Origin of the sequence: Pseudobutyrivibrio xylanivorans (assembly GCF_008935055.1) — a bacterium.
Classification (GTDB): Bacteria; Bacillota; Clostridia; order Lachnospirales; family Lachnospiraceae; genus Pseudobutyrivibrio; species Pseudobutyrivibrio xylanivorans_A.
On sequence record NZ_CP043028.1, the window covers coordinates 3,188,961 to 3,207,366 of the forward strand.

Annotated in this window: 12 protein-coding genes; 1 reads left to right on the forward strand and 11 read right to left on the reverse strand. The window is 41.6% G+C overall.

The features are described 5' to 3' along the window. Nucleotides 1–60 precede the first annotated feature (60 nt). From FXF36_RS14265 to FXF36_RS14285, 5 genes are all read right to left on the reverse strand, one after another. On the reverse strand, nucleotides 61–2,610 hold the full coding sequence (locus FXF36_RS14265; protein WP_151625225.1) for a translation factor GTPase family protein: 2,550 nt from the start codon (nucleotides 2,608–2,610) through the stop codon (nucleotides 61–63). Nucleotides 2,611–2,668: 58 nt separating this feature from the next. After that, a complete protein-coding gene (locus tag FXF36_RS14270; RefSeq protein WP_243143522.1) occupies nucleotides 2,669–3,517 on the reverse strand; it encodes a YitT family protein in 849 nt (282 codons plus the stop codon). Nucleotides 3,518–3,671: 154 nt separating this feature from the next. Further along, nucleotides 3,672–5,027 (reverse strand): RsmB/NOP family class I SAM-dependent RNA methyltransferase, encoded by a 1,356-nt coding sequence (locus tag FXF36_RS14275; RefSeq protein ID WP_151625229.1) that lies wholly within the window; start codon nucleotides 5,025–5,027, stop codon nucleotides 3,672–3,674. Next, complete coding sequence (gene argS / locus FXF36_RS14280) at nucleotides 5,028–6,788, reverse strand: arginine--tRNA ligase (protein WP_151625231.1); 1,761 nt, start codon at nucleotides 6,786–6,788, stop codon at nucleotides 5,028–5,030. It lies immediately after the preceding gene. Between the two features lie 284 nt (nucleotides 6,789–7,072). Continuing rightward, nucleotides 7,073–7,450 (reverse strand): hypothetical protein, encoded by a 378-nt coding sequence (locus FXF36_RS14285; protein WP_151625233.1) that lies wholly within the window; start codon nucleotides 7,448–7,450, stop codon nucleotides 7,073–7,075. A 124-nt stretch (nucleotides 7,451–7,574) separates the two neighbouring features. On the opposite strand from FXF36_RS14285, the gene FXF36_RS14290 reads away from it, so the two are divergent. Continuing rightward, nucleotides 7,575–7,955: a thioesterase family protein gene (locus FXF36_RS14290; RefSeq protein WP_151625235.1), complete on the forward strand. Its 381-nt coding sequence runs from the start codon at nucleotides 7,575–7,577 to the stop codon at nucleotides 7,953–7,955. 139 nt (nucleotides 7,956–8,094) lie between these two features. Here the strand turns inward: FXF36_RS14290 and FXF36_RS14295 are convergent, their stop codons facing one another. The 6 genes from FXF36_RS14295 to FXF36_RS14320 all read right to left on the reverse strand — a co-directional run bounded on the left by FXF36_RS14295 (nucleotide 8,095) and on the right by FXF36_RS14320 (nucleotide 18,301). Beyond that, complete coding sequence (locus tag FXF36_RS14295) at nucleotides 8,095–8,898, reverse strand: hypothetical protein (protein WP_151625236.1); 804 nt, start codon at nucleotides 8,896–8,898, stop codon at nucleotides 8,095–8,097. Then, on the reverse strand, nucleotides 8,888–13,258 hold the full coding sequence (locus FXF36_RS14300; RefSeq protein WP_151625238.1) for a S8 family serine peptidase: 4,371 nt from the start codon (nucleotides 13,256–13,258) through the stop codon (nucleotides 8,888–8,890). The genes FXF36_RS14295 and FXF36_RS14300 overlap by 11 nt, the downstream gene beginning before the upstream one ends. 375 nt (nucleotides 13,259–13,633) lie before the next feature. Continuing rightward, complete coding sequence (locus FXF36_RS14305) at nucleotides 13,634–14,689, reverse strand: HAD family hydrolase (RefSeq protein WP_167511399.1); 1,056 nt, start codon at nucleotides 14,687–14,689, stop codon at nucleotides 13,634–13,636. 78 nt (nucleotides 14,690–14,767) lie between these two features. Next, the gene (locus tag FXF36_RS14310; RefSeq protein WP_151625242.1) at nucleotides 14,768–16,021 is read right to left on the reverse strand and encodes an ABC transporter permease; all 1,254 of its coding nucleotides are present in this window, start codon (nucleotides 16,019–16,021) and stop codon (nucleotides 14,768–14,770) included. Next, a complete protein-coding gene (locus FXF36_RS14315; protein WP_151625244.1) occupies nucleotides 16,015–16,779 on the reverse strand; it encodes an ABC transporter ATP-binding protein in 765 nt (254 codons plus the stop codon). Before FXF36_RS14315 ends, FXF36_RS14310 begins: the two co-directional genes overlap by 7 nt. Next, nucleotides 16,757–18,301, reverse strand: coding sequence for an efflux RND transporter periplasmic adaptor subunit (locus tag FXF36_RS14320; RefSeq protein WP_167511400.1), 1,545 nt, complete (start codon nucleotides 18,299–18,301; stop codon nucleotides 16,757–16,759). Before FXF36_RS14320 ends, FXF36_RS14315 begins: the two co-directional genes overlap by 23 nt. Nucleotides 18,302–18,406 lie beyond the last annotated feature (105 nt).

Genomic DNA, 18,406 nt, shown 5'->3' on the forward strand with positions numbered 1-18,406 from the left:
TGTTAAAAAAACATTCAATTCACCATTTTTTATAAACTATTTATTTTTGTAGATAATAACTTATTTTATCCCAAAAGTTTCCCTTAATTCGTTGGCCTTTCGCTCCACCTCTTCAATAAATTCTCTCGAGGACATAAGCTTCGCTCCGGCGCCGCGGATAATAACCTGTTCCAATCCATCTGATGTCACAACAGTTATGTCATATTTTTTGCCATGCTCGTGAGTAAAACGCTCGATATAGGCATCGGCAGTCTGAGCCTCCGCTGTGAAAACCTGATGTATATTCAAATAATCTGAAGCAGTCACTGCATGCCCCTTTACACGATAAGCATCAAAAACTGCTATGACGTTGTAGTCGGTCATCCCCTTGTAATTACTTAAAATATCAAGAAGCTTCCCACGGGCACCATCCAGATTTACATCAAGAACCTCTTTCAGCTCTGGCCAGGCATAAATCAGATTGTAGCCATCCACCAAAAGATATTTATCCCTTGGCTTTACCGCCTTTGGCGCAGTATATACATAATCCGAATCCACTCGTCTTGGACGGGAACCCTCACCATAGTGCCATCCCTTTTTAGGATTCTTTCCCTGATTGCTATGAGTAGCCATTGATAGAATTTTATCTATTTCATCTGGGTCCAACCATTCATCCACACCATGATTCATTCGCTTTGAATTGATTGGTTCATCCTGAAAATCGGAAGCTGTATCCCTGTTCGTACGGCATGGCACATGACAATTATCCTTCACCTCATCCCAAGGCACAATTGTTGCCGCACCGTGAGAACAGAAAACACTTGATGCAGGATTATCTATGTCTGCATCAGGATTATATCCGTACTGCTCCATAACCTCATCAGGATTGTGACATGGGCGATAACCATCAAGCACCAAGGAGATACGTCCCTCCCCCTTGGTGTAGGCAGTAAGCTTTGAAGCATAATTTCTAATATTGACTGCTGGAGCAACTCCCACCAGCTTGGACTGTCCATTCATATCAGTTGGAGCTTCGAAGGTTCCACCCATTGATTCAACATCCGTCATTGCTCGACCAACAAAATCATTATCAAGTATCATCTCGAATCTGAAATATGGCTCAAGAATCGTGGTACCAGCCTCCATCAATCCCTGTCTGATAGCTCTATAAGTAGCCTCTCTGAAATCACCACCTTCAGTATGTTTGATATGAGCTCTACCACCAATGATAGTAAATCTCACATCAGAAAGTGGTGCACCGATTGCTGTTCCAAGATGCTGTCTTTCAAGAATATGAGTCTCTATAAGACGTTGCCAGTTAAGAGCCAAATCGTCTGTAGATACGTCCTTAACCACCTGAATTCCACTACCTGGGTCTAGCGGCTCCATCAGAATATGGGCTTCAGCGTAATGACGAAGGGGTTCAAAATGCCCTACGCCTTCCACGAGTCCATTGATTGTCTCTTTGTAAAGGACTCCGATTTCTTCAAAAGAAACCTCATAACCCAGTTCATTTTTAATCTTGTTTATAAGGATTTCAGTCTGAACCTCTCCCATAAGATGCATGGTAATCTGATTCTCAGAATCCATGCTAACCTGAAGACTTGGATCCTCCTCGTTGAGTGCAAGAAGCTTAGGGTATGCGAGTCTTGGTTCTATCTCCTCTCCAAGTTTCACCTGATACGAAAGTACCGGTGTCAGGCTAAGTTCAGGTCTATTCTCTTCAAAGCCAATTCCCTGCCCTGCAAAGGTCTCCCTTGGGCCAACCAAGGCAACCACATCACCAGCTGATACCTCATCAACCTGCTGATACTTTAGACCTGAATATATGCGAAGTTCATTTACCTTTTCACCGTTTGAAAGAATTGCTTTTACTGCAAGTGAGCCGCCAGTTACCTTCATAAAGGTAAGTCTTGTATCTCTTCCGAGACTTTCGATTTTGTAGATTCGACCGCCAAACTCTGACTGCCGTTCTACAGACTTTGAGAGGCTTGCCATCATCTGCATAAGTTCTTCCACCCCTTGATTCTTAAGGGCAGCACCTGAAAATACAGGAAACACCTTTCTCGCATTTATGAGCTGAATTACCGTCTGCTGTGATAAGCTGTCATTCTCAAGAAACTCCTCCATAACCTCTTCGTCTGCCAAAGCCATGGATTCATAATCAGACGAGAGTACACACTTGTCTGATAGCTCAGCTTTAAGCTCTGACATACACTGCTTCAAATCTGCAGTAGCCATATCCATCTTATTTACAAAGATAAGTATTGGGATATTATTCTCCTCAAGAAGTCTAAAAATTGTTCTGGTGTGAGGCTGAACGCCATCAGTTCCAGAAATCAAAAGAATTGCGTAGTCCAATGCAAAGATTGCACGCTCCGCCTCAGTGGCAAAATCCACGTGTCCTGGAGTATCAAGAAGTGTAAAGCTTTCCCCCTCATACTGAAAAACAGCTGGCTTTGAAAAAATAGTAATACCCCTGTTTTTCTCCTGAGAATCTGTATCTAAAAAAGCATCCCCATGGTCTACTCGACCAATGGATGCTAATTGTCCCGCATTATATAAAATCGCCTCAGATAGAGTGGTCTTGCCAGCATCTACATGGGCCATTATTCCCCATACTGTTTTCATATACACCTCATCCGTCAGCTAAAGCTGACACCTTCCCCTCAAGGGGAAGGCATATTTATTAATTGTACCCGCGAAATCCCTTACCGATAATTTCACTGGAATTCGTAATTGCGATAAAAGCCGATGGCTGATTCTTTCTGATGAAATTCTTCAATTCCACTGCCTGCTGTCTCTTAAGAATGGTAAGAATTACAGTCTTCTCCTGATGACCATAAGCTCCCTCTGCCTTGTAAACAGTGGCACCCTTGCCTAAATCCTTCATAATAAAATTCACGATAGGCTCAGGATCACTGCAAATAATAGTAAAGTACTTTGCAAGATTAATATTTTCAATAGTCTCATCAACAACAAGTGACTTTGCAAGAAGTCCAACCAACGAAAACAAACCTGTCTCAACATTAAATACCAGGCAGGCAGAAATTACGATCAAAACATCCGACATGAAAAGAGCTGTTCCAATATCTACCTTGGTATATTTTTTCAAAATCATTGCCACAATATCAGTTCCACCTGAAGATGCGCCAAGATTGAAGAAGACTGCAGAAGCAAATGCAGGAAGTGCTATTGCAAACATCAGCTCAAGAACTGGCTGGTTTGTCAGTGGTGCATCAACTGGCCAAAACTTTTCACAGAGAGATGGGCCAACAGAAACCAACATAGTGATGTAGGTTGTCTTAACGCCAAATTCCTTGCCAAATACAATAAATCCCAGCAAAAGCAGACACATATTGATAATGAAATTTATGTAACCTGGTGTGTGTGGAATGAGTGCAGCCAAAACGATAGAAAGACCACTGATTCCACCAAAAGAAAAGTGGTTTGGGAACTTAAAGAAATATATTCCGATTACCATTGCAATCGAAGCAATAGTAAACATAACATATTCATAAATATCCTGTTTGTGCATGTAAATTTTATGTATCATATGAATCCCAATCCGCCGGTTACGCCTACAAGCCATATGTGACTCCGTTCAACTAAATGTTTCACTAAAGTCACACATAAGCTTGATGGCTACCGGCTCAATATATTTGTCGATACTTAATGAGTACCTATTTATTCTATCCCATGTTACGCAATCCCTTCGGATAGTGGTTCTTTATCTGGCCACGAACGGCTTTGCCCCAACCAAGGGAATAACCATCAACTGTAATGAGAACCCAGCCGTCATCCACCTCTCCGTAGATTGACTGACCCTTCAGATAGTTTTCTACCTCAGGAGAGTCTTTATCCAAATTAAATGTATTCGTAACTTCATCCTTGGATAAGGCAAGTGCAAGTGCATGACTTGGTTCGAAGCGGTTCTTCTTTAGTGTACCGAGGAAAAGACCTCCGCGAAGAACGTGCAAACCAGTGAAATCTGGACAGTGTGGTGGAAGGAGGTAAAGGAGGTCGTTTAATAGAAGGCCTGATTTTTCCACCTCATCAGTCAGCTGAAGTTGACAGCTTCTTCTCAAGGAGAAGCCTTTTATAAAATCCAAGTACTCTGCTATCTCTTTTTTATTTATCTTCTTAAGCTTAATCTCCGCTCTTGATTCTCTACACTCTTCTGCTCTGTTATCAGAATCCAGCTTCTCAAGAAGTGCAGCGTAATGTCCCTCACCTTTGACCTGATGAGGCCATAATCTGCGCTCCTCTATAAGCTTCATATCAGGATGACGTTCAATAAACGCAGCTACTGCTTCCTCATCCTCCAACTTGGCGAAGGTGCAGGTGCTGTAGCACAAACGGCCACCAGGAATTAACATCTCGTAGGCGCAGTCCAAAATTCCAGCCTGTCTCTCAGCGCACATTTCTACCGACTCAAGTGACCATTCGTCACAGGCATCATGATTCTTTCTGAACATACCCTCGCCCGAACATGGCGCGTCCACCATTATTCTATCAAAATACTCAGGAAAAGTATCGGCCAGTTTATCTGGATACTCTGAGGTAACGATTGCATTTCTGATGCCAAGTCTCTCCACATTTTCCGAGAGAATCTTTGCACGATTCTTCATAGGCTCATTTGAAACAAGGATTCCCTCACCCTTCAGATATCCTGCAATCTGTGTAGACTTTCCACCTGGAGCTGCGCACAAATCAAGGCAGAAATCGCCAGGCTTTGGTGCAAGCATCTCCACTGGAAGCTGTGCCGAAGCATCCTGAATATAATAAACTCCAGCATGATGATATGGATGAATACCAGGACGGCTAGCCTCATCATCGTAATAGTAGCCGTTTGGACTCCACTCCACCTGTCCAGTGAGCATTTCCTTTATGTTTGAAACAGCATTCTCGTCAGCCTTGATTGGATTAAAACGCAGGGCTGAAATCTTGCTTTCCTCATAAGAACGTAAAAACGCATGGAAGTCAGGACCTAAGTCCTGCTCCATGCGATTAACAAAATCAATTGGTAAAAAAGAAGTATCTGACATTTACATACGCTCCGGTGCGTTGAAACCAAGAAGGTCGATAGACTTCTCAAGAACACCTCTTGTGAGCCATAAAAGCTTTAAGTAACTAGCCTTAACTGTCTCGTCCTCCTCAGCCAAAATCTTTGTATCGTGGTAAAATCTGTTGAATGCATTTGCCAAATCGTAGATGTATGCACAAATCTTGTGAGGAGCCATCTCTTCGTATGCTGAATTCAAAGCTGCCATGAACTTTGTAAGCTCAAGCTGAAGTGAACGCTCAGACTCTGAATGAGCTGGAAGAATGCTTCCCTCAAAGCTTGTAACACCTGACTTCGCAAGGATTGACTTACATCTAACGATTGTGTAAAGGATGTATGGACCTGTGTTTCCTTCTGCTGAAGTGAAGCGGTCGATATCAAAGATGTAATCCTTTGATGCCTGGTTTGAAAGGTCACCATACTTAACTGCTGAAAGACCAACAATCTGAGCTGTCTTAACAGCATCCTCTTCATTCATTGTACCATTCTCTTTAATCTTCTCAAGCATCTTGTCCTCAACTTCCTGGAGGAGATATTCAAGACGCATTACGCCACCCTGACGTGTCTTGAATGGCTTGCCATCCTTGCCATTCATTGTACCGAAACCAACGAAATGAAGGCCTGTCTCTGCTGGAACAATGCCTGTCTTCTTTGCGCAACGGAATACCTGTGTGAAGTAAAGCTCCTGACGCTTATCAACAACATAGATAATAGAATCAGGATTGTAATCCTTCATACGCCAAACCATTGTAGCAAGGTCTGTTGTATTGTAAAGGGAAGCACCATCTGACTTAAGAATCATACATGGTGGAACTTCCTTTGTATCTGTCTCTTCCTTAACATCTACAACGAGAGCGCCCTCTGAAATATATGCGAAACCATCATCCTTCATCTTCTGAACCATATCAGGGATGTATGGCTGTGCATCACTTTCTCCCTTCCAAAGATCGAAGGTAACATCGAGCTTCTCATAATTTCTCTTAAGATCTGTAACTGAAACATTGAGGATGTGCTTAAGAAGTGCCTGATAGCCCTTTCTTCCGTGCTGAAGCTCAAAGGTTGCAGTCATAGCTGCCTCCTTGTATGCTGCATCCTCCTTTGACTTTCCAGAAGCGCATGGATAAATCTCCTCGAGTTCTGAAATTGTAAATGGTGGCTCTGATGGATACTCTCCATCATAATTCTCATCGAAGTAAACAAGCTCTGGCTTGCGAAGCTTAAGCTCAGTGATGATAAGCCCCATCTGAAGACCCCAGTCACCAAGATGCACATCACCGTAAACCTCATCTCCCATGAAACGAGCTGTACGCTTGATTGACTCTCCAATGATTGCTGAACGAAGATGTCCAACGTGAAGTGGCTTCGCAACGTTTGGTCCGCCGTAATCAATCATAACCTTCTTTGGTGAAGATTTCTTGTCAACGCCGAAACGCTCAGAATCATCTGACATCTTTGAAACAAAATCAGCGATGAAATCATCTGAAAGATTCATGTTGATGAAACCTGGAGGGCAAGCCTCGCACTTTGAAAACATAGCATTGCCTGCAAGCTTTTCTACTACTTCGTTTGCAATGGCAATAGGTGCCTTCTTGTATTCTTTTGCTGCTGCCATAGCTCCGTTACACTGAAACTGGCAAAGGTCAGGTCGGTTTGAAAGAGAAACCATTCCGTACTTCTCATCATAGCCACATTCAGTGAAGCCCGCAGTAACAACTTCCTTAATCTGCTGAAGAATTTCTTTCATCTTGTCCTCCGTATATTTATAAAAATTTAAATCATGACTTCTTGTGGGCTACTTAAGGAAAAAGCCCACAAGAACTTGGCTTTGCCAAGCAATATTTTCTTTCAGAAAATATTGGTCCATGTCCGGTTTTTGATTTTCTGAGGAAAATCAAAAACCTAAAATAATTAGTGGATAAATATGAGCCTGAAATAAACTCACGGTGACAAATTATACCATATTTAGCCGCTTTTCACAAACAAAAATCCGATGCAGCAAGCACCGGATTTCTAGTCATTTTCCATAGTTTACATGTATATGAAAAAGAAAATATACAAATTGATAAACGTAACTACAAGCATGCCCACTGCAATCACCATCTGTATTTTGCTGTTAACAGCCTGCTTTTCCTTCATCTGAGAAATTGACTCCTGAATGACATTAAGCTTTGCTTCAAGAGCATCGCATTTTTCCTCTATTGGAAGGTTCAGCTCCTCTATATTTTCACGAATAGTAGCCTTGAGTTTTCTTGCAAGAGAATTACCTGTTGAATCCTCAGGCTCCTGTTCCTTGGCATCAATCAGCTTCTCCAGTGATATAATGCTTTCCTTAATATGCGCGAGTTCTTCTTTTACATCACGTTCTGCAAAATCTGAAAGGTCAATAATGTTTCCATCCTTAATCATAATTACCCCCTGTCAAACATAACGCTGTGTTTACTATTCTCGGTTTATAATCTATAATTTTAGCACTTTGAGTATAATAATAGTATAATGATTTTGTGAATTTTATGGAAGGAGCATACGAAAAATGTTAGAAATTGGAATGAAAGGCACAGGCAAGACCCTTGTGACCTTAGATAACACTGCAAAGGCTTTCACCAGCGGAGCTTTAGATGTGTTCGCCACCCCTGCAATGATTGCACTTATGGAAGAGACCTGCTGGAAGATGATTCAACCTGAATTGGAAGAAGGCTTTGGCTCCGTAGGAACAAAAATCGACGTCAGCCACACTGCTCCAAGTACAGTCGGCAAGACAGTTACCTGTGAAGCAACACTAAAAGAAATCGATGGGCGTAAACTAACTTTTGAAGTGAGTTGCTCTGATGAAAATGGACCTGTCGGTCGTGGCGTGCACGAGCGTTTCATTATCGATAATGAGAAGTTCATGAATAAAGCATCGTCGAACTAAATGTACATAAAAAGACCCCAGTTCTTAAGTGAGTCGGTAGCCATCAAGCTCTTAGGCCTCTCAGTGAGACATGTAGTCGAACAGAGAGACCTAAGGCTTGTAGGCGTAACCGACGGCCTAAGATACTGGGGTTATTTTATTAGCTGAATAATCCAAAGAATTTCTTGACTTTAATTGAAACAGGTGCAGACTCCTGTGAGTACACACGGCTGTTTCCGCTACCCTGGTATGAAACTACCTTGTAGTAGTATGTCTTGTTGTTTGCAACAAGCACATCCCAGTAGCTGTTAAGACCGCTTACTGTAGCAATCTTTGTGTAGTTTCCATTCTTTGATGTGCTGCGATAGATTACATATCCATCAGCATTAGCATCCTTAGTCCAGCTCATGTAAACACCAAGAATTGTCTGGTTAAGCTTGTTAATAGTTGGCTTCTTGAGATCCTTTAATCCAACCTCTACAGCATCATCTAATACTGTCTCAGCAACAACCTCAGTATCCTCATTGTTGATACCGAAAACCTTTGTGCTGATTGTTGTCTTCTGGCTCTTAAGTCCCTTCTTAACATTGAACTGAACAGTCATAAGAGTTCCATTTGCTGTCTTTGGTGCATCAGAAACGAATGCGTAAGCAACGCCCTTTGAATCACCATCAACAAATTTCTTATTTACATCTGCATCAGCAAACTTGATTCCCTCTGAATCGCTCTTGAGCTCAAGTACCTTTGGATCGTAAACAACTGCTACTCTACCATCTGTAACTGTTGTCTTGTCCAAGGTAACCTTGTATGTGATTTTCTGGGCATCGCCTTTGCCTGTAGAAGCAACTGCTGTGTGAACTGGCTTAGCCTCAGCAGCCTTTACTGTTGTAGCAGGTGTTCCAGTAAGCAGTGTAATTGCAGCCATACCGAGAACGACTGCTCTTTTTAAATTCTTAATCATCATTCTCTCCTCCTAACTGGTCCTCTACTACTTCATCCTCAGAATTCTCATCAGCTGACTCGTCTTCTGAAGACTCTTCCTCTGATTTTTCATCCTCAGCAACCTTCTCATCTGAAGCCTGCTCCTCAGACTCTTCTACCTTCTCAGCAGCGTCCTTGTCCTCAGACTTCTCTTCTACCTTGGCATCTTCTACATTTTCGTCCTCAGTCTTAGTCTTGTCGTCAGAAGTCTCTGAATTTTCGTCATCCTCTTCCTTCTCAACTACCTTAACCTTAACCTCGGCTGTAAGATGCTTGCCTCTCTTATCAGTAGCAACTGTGTAAACTGTAAGCTTTGTCTCGCCAGCCTTCTTAGCTGTGATAAGACCTGACTGTGAAACTGAAGCGATGCTGCTGTTGTCGCTGATCCATACAACACGGTCATAGTTCTCAGCTAACCACTTTGGAGCAACTGTAGCTGTAACCTGTGCTGTCTCGCCAACCTTAAGCTCAACCTCGCTCTTATCAACAGTAACCTCTGTTACATACTTTGTATCAGCATGACCAGTATTATTGAAACGATATACTGACTCGTTCATAGCATAGTCGATAACGTCAACGTAGAATACTTCCTCTGGAGCATCGATAGAAAGTGTAACATCCTCGCCAAGCTGCTCCTGATTTACAGCATACTTGCCAATTACTGTCTTCTTATCACTTCCAATTAAAAGAACTGAAGCTACGTAACGATTATCATATAATGTAAGCTCGTACTTGCCATCCTCACCCTTAACTGCATCAGAAACAACAGGAGCTGTGTTATCGATTGCAATTGGAGTTGACAGATACATGCCAGGAGCTGTAAGTGTTGAAACATCCTCAACATCATCGTAGTAAGCAGGAATAGCCTGAAGTGTAACATCAACCTCTGTGCCGTCTGGAAGTGGATTTCCATCAGCATCTGTACCTGCCCAATCTAAATCCTGAGCTGCAAGTGACTCTACCCATTTACCCTGTCCTGCATAGTAGAACTCAGCGTAGTTTTCATTTGAAACAGTCTCGAAGTACTTCTCGCCTGAATTTCTATCCTTGATTGTAAGGATAAGTCTGCTTGCATTTCTCATTAATGAATAGTACTGAGCGCCAAGCTTTGTACCGTTCTCTGAGCTGATTGCATTTCTGTCAGCAATGTACTTGTCATCATCTACGAAGTAGTTTGGTGTGTAGTACATCTCATTATCAGTTCCAAGTGGATAGATTGAAAGGAAGTTTGTTCTTTCAATTCCTGAGTATGTTACAGCATTATTTCTGTAATCTGCATCATGAACATACTGCATGAAATCAAAATCCTCAAACATTGGTGAATCTGCCCAGCTTCCATAGAATGCAAGGAATGGAACTGAAAGATTTACAGTACCGTTTACATAGATGAAACCATCTACATACATACCGTTTTCAAATCCAGCAAGATACTGTCTGTCATCCTCTGAAAGGTTGATGTTAACAGAAATCTTTGTGCTGTCCTTAACCTCTACAACCTCAAGGCCAAGGTCAACATCTGCAGCATTTCCCTTAAGTGCCTTAGAGAATACGTAAACGTCCTTTGTGTTAACAACGCCGTCCTTGTTGAAATCGAAGTAATCCTCGTTTGTCTCAACAATATCAACAGTCTTTGTACCGTTTGCAACCTGAAGAAGAAGCTTGCGGTCCTTTGCGTTAACCTTGCCATCATCGTTAAGGTCATAAACAAGCTTGGTATCGTCAGCTGTTAATGTAACCTCAGGATTAAGCTCGTGAGATGTACCCATGAAATATGTAGTACCCTCTGAATCGTAAAGCTGCTCAGATAATACTGTTGAATCAAGAACGTAGTACTGAGGCTCTACTTCCATATTGTAGATATCGAAATCGAATGAGTAGGAACCAGTCTTTTCTGGGTCGTCACCAAGAACAGCCTTTACCTTACCATCGTTGCCTTCCTTCTCACCAACAAGAATGTATGATGGAGAAGAAACTGCATCCTGAACATTTGCAAGACCTGCGCCCTGTGCACGTGGAGAATACTCAAGACCATTTTCTCTATCATTGCCCTCATAAAGAGGAGTCGCTGTACTCATAAGAAGTGACTGAGCAAGTGTACGAACTGAAACGCCGTTAAGCTCTGCTAAATCATTCTCACGAATGTACTGCTGAACAAGTGCACTCTGGCCTGCGATTGAAGGAGCAGCCATTGAAGTACCACTCATAAGACCATAAGATCCATCATCTCTTGTAGAGAAGATATTTCCACCTGGTGCTGTAATTTCTGGCTTAAGATCAAGTGTACCTGGAACACCAACTGAAGAGAAATCGCTCATTGTGTAGCCATCTGCAACGTCTCTTACTGTCTCAGGAAGTGAAGTAACCTTAATTGTTCCTTCGTAAACGCCCTCAGCAACCTTCTCGCCTGTTGCAGCAACTGCTGCACCATCAGCCTGTGTGATTGAGCAAACAGGAATTGTTGCGTCTGAGCCCTGCATTGTCATGCTGATTGTACCTGGCTGGTTGTTGTATATAACAACTGCCTTTGCACCAGCTGCTGCAGCGTTCATGTGCTTGTCAGCAAATGTGATAACACCACGTGATACGAAAACAACCTTGCCTTCTACATCAACACCTTCGTAGTCAGCAGCTTCACCCTTGCCCTCAAAGTAAACAAATGGATACTCTGTTCCGCTCTGGTCTGATGTTGTATCAAGCTCATAGAAGTGAGGAGCAAGAGAATCAGAACCATCAGCAAATGAAACATGCTTATCATCTGTAGTTGAGAAATAGAATGATGTTAAACCTGAGTTTACAGCAGATGCTACTGTAAGTGCATTAAGGTATGATCCTGGAGAACCTACAGTATCAAGGTTTACATCCTTGCTAAGGTTTACACCGTATACAGAGTTATCTGACCAACGACCTGAGTTACCAGCAGAGATAGAAACTACTGTGCTTGTACCCTCAAGCTTCTTGAAGATATCGTTGATATAGCTCTCTGCGTCTGATGACTCACCAGCTGCAGCTGAACCAAGTGAAAGGTTGATTGCATCTGCCTTGAGGAGAATTGCATCCTCGATAGCTGCCATGTAATCATCTGTGTAAGCACCACCGTTTGTACCGAAAACCTTCATTGTGATGAGCTGTGCATCAGGTGCGATACCAACAACGCCTGCTGCCTGCTTATCATATCCTGTTGAAGAAGTTGCACTTGGAACATAATAGTTTGCTGTTGAGATACCAGAAACGTGTGTTCCATGATCGCCTTCCTCATCATTGTCATGAGTGATATCAAGGTTCTTATCAACATAATTAAATGCGAAAGCAACCTTCTCATTCTGATAAAGAGTTTCTGCTGTTACATCAGCATCTCTCTTGAAAGCGTTAAGATTTGGCAATACATTTGCGATTTCTTCTTCATCAAGAAGATCATAATCAGCAACTGTCTTGCTAGCATCCTCAGCTGTCTCTGAAAGATGTGCAGAGAATGCATCACCATCGAAAGATGGATGGTCAATATCGATACCTGTATCGATAACTGCAATTCTTGTACCAGCACCTGTGTAGCCTGTTGTCCATGTGTTGTAGCTGCCAACCATATCGCCTGATGTGATTGTGTTTGGCTCAGCCTCAACCTCTGGGTCATGCTTTGCTGCTACATAAACTGCCTCGACACCGTCAACCTTCTTGATTTCTTCGATGTCCTTAAATGCTACATCTGCAGATACAGCATTTGATAAAATAGAGAAGTTGTAGTTTACCTCGAGTTCCTCTCCGTCAAGAGCTTCTCTTTCAATCTTTTCAACTTCCTTTTCCTGAGCTGCTTCGATCTTGTCAGCAACCTTCATAGCAGATTTGTTCTCTGCCAGGTCCTCTGTATCGTAGCCCTTATCGAGGACGCTGTCGCCCTCCATAACAATAATTACTCTGGTCTGCTCATCAGGATCAGGTGTTTCAACCTTTTCTTCAACTTCCTCTCCTAATGCAGTCTTGTCGACCTCCAGACCTTCTTCCTGAGGATCTACCTCCTCAAATAGTGGCTCATCAGCATCTAATCCCAATGCTTCTAAATCCACTGTAGCCTCTTCAGCTTCCTCAGATGCTTCCTCTGAATCTGTCTTCGAATCATTCTCTGAAGCCGCGTCAGCCTCTTCCTTTGACTCCTCAGATTCTTCAGCATCTTCCTTAGCCTCATCAGCTTCAGCAGCTTCTTCTGCAACAGAATCCTCAGTCTCTTTAACCTCGGTAACTTCTGCTGACTCGTCAACTGGACTAGCGGCTGCAGTAATAGTTGGCGACATAGCAAGAGCTGCCGCAAGAATTACTGACAATACCTTCTTTGGTATCCAGTTCCTTCTCATAATATGAGTCCTCCCTTGTAGTTTTTTATAAAAAAAGTATCTAGCATTAGCTAGATACTCTTTTACCAATTATATCTGTCTCTAATGTCGAGTCGTGGCACCATCTTCAATTCAATAATCCTGTTTTTATATGGAAAATATTACATATCTGCTGGTGTGAAATCATATAACCTCCAAAGACAAAATCCATAAATATGCGGAATAATTTATATTAATTTAAAGTATTATCACTTCGCTGTGTTAAAGTATAAAATTACGTGTTTATAAAGTCAAGATATAATTTATAGATTTTTATAATAAGGGATTATCAATTATTTTTAGAGTAAAAAAAGAGGCCTAAGCCAACGCTTAGACCTCCTAATTAATATGCAATCTTTACTTCTTCGTTACACCCTCACCATAGATGGTTGTCCAGTCATTTTTCATTGATACAGGTACCCAGTCGAACTGCTGGCAAAGGCCATACATCTTCTCAGCTGATGAGAGCTTTCCGTTTTCGCGAACAGTGTCATCGCAGCAAAGCATGAATGCAAGACTCTTGTATTTATTGTTGGTAGTTACGTACTCAGCCATGCTTGCGTCACCAGTGCTGTTTCCAAATGAAAGAACTGGCTGCTGTCCAATTTCCTGAGCAATGACTGTAACCTTGTTCATCTTCAGATTCTTTACTACAAAATTTCCTCCGAGAACCAGCTTGTCCTTATCCGTAAATACGTATTCAAGTCCATCTGCATCACCCTGATTATTTGAAACGATTGTTTCATCAGAGCCAATAATGTTTCTTGGAAGAATTGGAAGCTTGCCTGCCACAAGACCACGGACAATAAGTCTGTCCGTTCCACTTACAATATAAACTGTAAAGCCATTAGCCTGAAGGAAATTTACAACCTGAACCATTGGCTTGTAGAAAGCATCACCTTTTGTCATACCTTCATAGCTATTTGTAGGTGTGTTTCTGTAATTGATTACATATGCTAGAAACTCATCTACTGTCATTCCTGCAAATGCTGATGCAACAGCCTTGCCATGGTCATTATCCATGCCTGCTGGATACTTTCCTGTCTCGGCAAATTCAATAACCTTGTTTGCAACTTCCTTTTCAAAATCGGAAGCTTTGTTCTTGTAGGTTGGGTCCTCCAAAACGCGGTGCTGTAAAAGCATATGGTCGAAATAAACAGGGTCAGTCTCACAGCAAAGAGTTCCATCCAAATCGAAAACTGCTATTCTATCCTGAATAGGAATAAAATTAGGGCTGTTCTCGTCTGTAATAGTTGCCATGTAATTCATAAGTGCAGCTTTTGATGCTGCACCTTCTGTCCAAAGCGACAGCGGATCTGCCTCAGCAGCCAACGATGTGATATTCAAAGAAATCACCATCACGCAAGTTAACAGAATCCCCAGCGATTGCTTAACTAAATTTTTCATTCTCATTTTCCACTTGCCTCCTAAATATTCAATTATTGTGTCATTGAACATTCTATAGGAATACTATGTCAAAATTGTGTATCTTTACTCATATCTTAAGGCATCTATTGGATTCATTTTCGCAGCATGCTTTGCTGGAGAATATCCAAAGAAAGTACCAATGGCAAGTGAGAAACCAACTGATATAAATATACTTGCAATAGAAACAGTTGGATCATATCCCATAAGTTTAGAGGCGATATCTCCCAAACCTACACCAATAATCATGCCTATAATTCCTCCAATGAGACAAAGGATTATTGCCTCGCTTATAAACTGAAGCATTATCATGGCATCCTCTGCGCCAAGAGCTTTTCGGGTTCCTATTTCCCTTGTACGTTCAGTTATGGAAACTGTCATGATATTCATAACACCAATTCCACCAACGATAAGCGCTATTGCTGCAATGAGAGAAATTGCCATGGTAATCTGATTAAGCATCTTGGTATTTTCCTTAATCATTGACTGATTGCTGTATGCATCTACCATAAGCGTATCTGAAAGCTTGTCTTTCAGCGCCTCTGTCAAATATGTCTTTATATCATTACTTAGTGCTGAAGCATCTACTCCTTCTGCTGCAACTACAGTGATATATTCGATATCCTTGTTGTGAGTGATGTTCCATGCTGTAGATAGCGGGATAAACATAGGTGTCACCTGATTCTTTGATGAGCCACCTGCTCCTCCCTCCTGCTTGTATTCAAAAATACCAACCACAGTCACTGGAACATATTCATCATTCACGTTGACCTCATATTCCTTTCCCAGCACATCCTCTGGTTTATAATTATCCCCTGCTACCTGTTTTGCATATTTATCGGAAACAAGTGCGACCTTGTTTCCCTGCTCATAAGCTACCTGATCGAAAAAATTTCCATGAAGCAGCTTGATATTGTTTGCCTTAAAATATCCAGCACTTACTCCACTAACACTTACATTTGCTTTTATATTATTAACAAGAACTGTCCCTGAACCTACACTAGTGTCGACGGAAACGGCACTGATTTTATTGTCGAATTTTTTAATAAGGGAGTGAATTGTTTCGGGTTTGAATTTTGCATTTTCATCGTCTTCAGCAGACAGTTCTTGAGAATAATCAATTTGATAAATACTAACTGATATATTTTGAACGCCATAGCTTTCCATCTGCTTTTGAATTCCTTTGGTCATGGAATTGCCAACTGTCATAATTGCTATGACAGCAGCAACACCAATTATGATTCCAAGCATTGTCAGGAAAGCTCGCATCTTATTTGCTTTTATACTAATAATTGCAAGCTTGCAATTTTCTACTAACATACGTTTTTCCTTTCAAAAGGTTCTGCTTCACTTATGTTCATACTATTTATTTTCTCTGATATTATGTTGCCATCACTGATAGTAATGATTCTTGGGGTCTCTGCTGCCAACTCATTTGAGTGTGTGATAAGCACAATTGTCTTCCCCTGTTTCTCATGTAAGTCATGAAATATATCCATAACCATTCGGCCTGTTCCAGAATCCAACGCTCCCGTTGGCTCATCTGCAAGAATAATATCTGGATCATTAGCCATGGCCCTGGCGATAGCAACACGCTGCTTTTGTCCTCCCGAAAGCTCGTCTGGAGTGTGATGCATACGCTCTCCCATTCCAACCATTTCCAAAAGTTCCTTTGCTCTTTCTCTTCTTTCCTTTGGTGAAATTCCTGCATATAGCATTGGCATTTCCACATTTGAAAGAGCATCTGTACGGGCAATCAAATTGTATGTCTGAAAAACAAAACCTATATGTTTATTTCTAAGCTTCGCCAGCTCCTTTGCTGGAGCCTCGGAAATATTAGTGCCATTTAATGTGTAATCCCCTGAGGTCTGTCTGTCCAATATTCCAAGTATATTCATAAGCGTACTCTTTCCAGAACCGGACTGACCTACAATAGAAACGAATTCGCCTTTACGAATATCCAGGTCTATACCGTGTAAAATTTCAAGTTCATTTGGAGTGCCAATATAATAACTTTTCCTGATATTTCTGGCAGATAACAGAATCTCCTTCTCATTAATCAAGATAAATACCTCCATCTGCTCCCATTGATTCAAGGACTGCATCATTTCCACCCTCAGATGAATTTTCAATGATTGTATCGCCCTCTTTCAATGTTCCACCTGTAACCTCTGTGAAGAAGTCATCTGAGATTCCAGTCTCAATCTTCACGTTCTTAGAGCTCTCACCATTTTCCTGAACTAATACATACTTACTTCCATCTACATCTGTCTTAATATCTCCAGATGGCACAGCAAGCGCTCCATTTTTGCTTGCAATAACAAAAGTCATCTTTGCAGTCATTCCAAGTCTAAGTGCTTCGTTTGTCCCATCGAGAGTTACGTCCACTCTGTAGGTTGCTCTACTCTTTGATACTGATGCTGTTGTTGACTCATTCTCTGTTGTCTTATTACTGTTTTTTGTCGCTGTAGGTGAAACAAATGTTACTGTTCCTGTGAGAATTTCATCTCCCGTAGCATCTGTTTTAATTCTGACCTTCTGGCCCATTGCAATGTTTGGAATCTGTGCCTCATCAATGTCAGCTGTTGCCTTTAAATTAGTAACATTATCAATGACTACTGCATCTGTTCCGCTGTAGCTCTGGCCTGGCTTAATATTTACATTGGTAACTGTTCCATCCTGCGAGGCATATACAATTGCTTTTCTAAGCTCTTCCTTTGTTTTGGCAATCTCCTGCTGATTTGAAAGAGTACTTGCCTTCGCTGAAAGCTCTCCAGATTTTACAGACTGAGCCTGATTGATGATGTTTGCATTTGCATCTGTCTGGGCTTTACCTGCAGCCTGATTGGCTCCATCTAATGAACGATTGGCTGAATTAACCGCATCCTTCGCCTGAGATAAAGTTGCCTCTGCAGATTTTCTTGCTGACGTAGCTGAGTCATAACTGCTCTTAGCCTGATTTACTCTCTCGTTTGCTTTATCCAAATCTTCCTGAGCTGTGCCATCTGTATTTTTAAGTCTTTCGTACTCTGACTTTGCATTGTTATACTCTTTTTCTGCGTTGTCCTCAGCTCGTCTTGCATCGCCTAAAGCATCATCAGCGCTTTTTACATTTCTGTTTGCAACAAGCTGATTTTGCTGAGCCTCTGCAAGGCTTCTGTTTGCATCATTTACAGATACTGCTCCACTATCCTGAGCATTTTGAAGAGCTGCTGCAGCTGACTGGGCTGCAAGGGCATTTTGCTGATTCTGAATGCTAAGTGCCTGATTCTGAAACTTTAGCTGGTCCTCCATTGTTATCATATCAAGCTTATAAAGCTTATCGCCCTTTTTCACTACGTCGCCAACCTTAACATAAACCTCTGCCACTGGATACGAACCAGAAGTTGTAGCAAACGCTGTTGACTGCTCTGCTGAAATAATTGTTCCCGTAGCTGAAAGTGTTTTTTCTATATCCTGCTTTGCTACCTGTACTGTAGTTGTCAATTCTTCCTCTGTATCTTTTGCCTTTACAGCCTTCATTCCAGTTACACCAACAATTGCTGTAATTGCAACTGCTGATATAACCATTGCTGAAACAGCTATTTTATTAAATTTCATTATTAAAACCTCCGAAATCATTGTTCTGTTCAATTCACAGCTGTTATCTTACAGTGTGAATCTAAAGAAATTCCTATGGTGATTCTAAAGAAATCTTAAGACAGC

Excerpts from the sequence above, each read along its gene's own strand:
- FXF36_RS14275 (WP_151625229.1), bottom strand. The coding sequence starts at position 5,027 with ATGTCAGATACTTCTTTTTTACCAATTGATTTTGTTAATCGCATGGAG.
- FXF36_RS14300 (WP_151625238.1), bottom strand. The coding sequence starts at position 13,258 with ATGAGAAGGAACTGGATACCAAAGAAGGTATTGTCAGTAATTCTTGCG.
- FXF36_RS14320 (WP_167511400.1), bottom strand. The coding sequence starts at position 18,301 with ATGAAATTTAATAAAATAGCTGTTTCAGCAATGGTTATATCAGCAGTT.
- FXF36_RS14295 (WP_151625236.1), bottom strand. The coding sequence starts at position 8,898 with ATGATGATTAAGAATTTAAAAAGAGCAGTCGTTCTCGGTATGGCTGCA.
- FXF36_RS14305 (WP_167511399.1), bottom strand. The coding sequence starts at position 14,689 with ATGAGAATGAAAAATTTAGTTAAGCAATCGCTGGGGATTCTGTTAACT.
- FXF36_RS14285 (WP_151625233.1), bottom strand. The coding sequence starts at position 7,450 with ATGATTAAGGATGGAAACATTATTGACCTTTCAGATTTTGCAGAACGT.
- FXF36_RS14315 (WP_151625244.1), bottom strand. The coding sequence starts at position 16,779 with ATGGAGGTATTTATCTTGATTAATGAGAAGGAGATTCTGTTATCTGCC.
- argS (WP_151625231.1), bottom strand. The coding sequence starts at position 6,788 with ATGAAAGAAATTCTTCAGCAGATTAAGGAAGTTGTTACTGCGGGCTTC.
- FXF36_RS14290 (WP_151625235.1), top strand. The coding sequence starts at position 7,575 with ATGTTAGAAATTGGAATGAAAGGCACAGGCAAGACCCTTGTGACCTTA.
- FXF36_RS14310 (WP_151625242.1), bottom strand. The coding sequence starts at position 16,021 with ATGTTAGTAGAAAATTGCAAGCTTGCAATTATTAGTATAAAAGCAAAT.
- FXF36_RS14270 (WP_243143522.1), bottom strand. The coding sequence starts at position 3,517 with ATGCACAAACAGGATATTTATGAATATGTTATGTTTACTATTGCTTCG.
- FXF36_RS14265 (WP_151625225.1), bottom strand. The coding sequence starts at position 2,610 with ATGAAAACAGTATGGGGAATAATGGCCCATGTAGATGCTGGCAAGACC.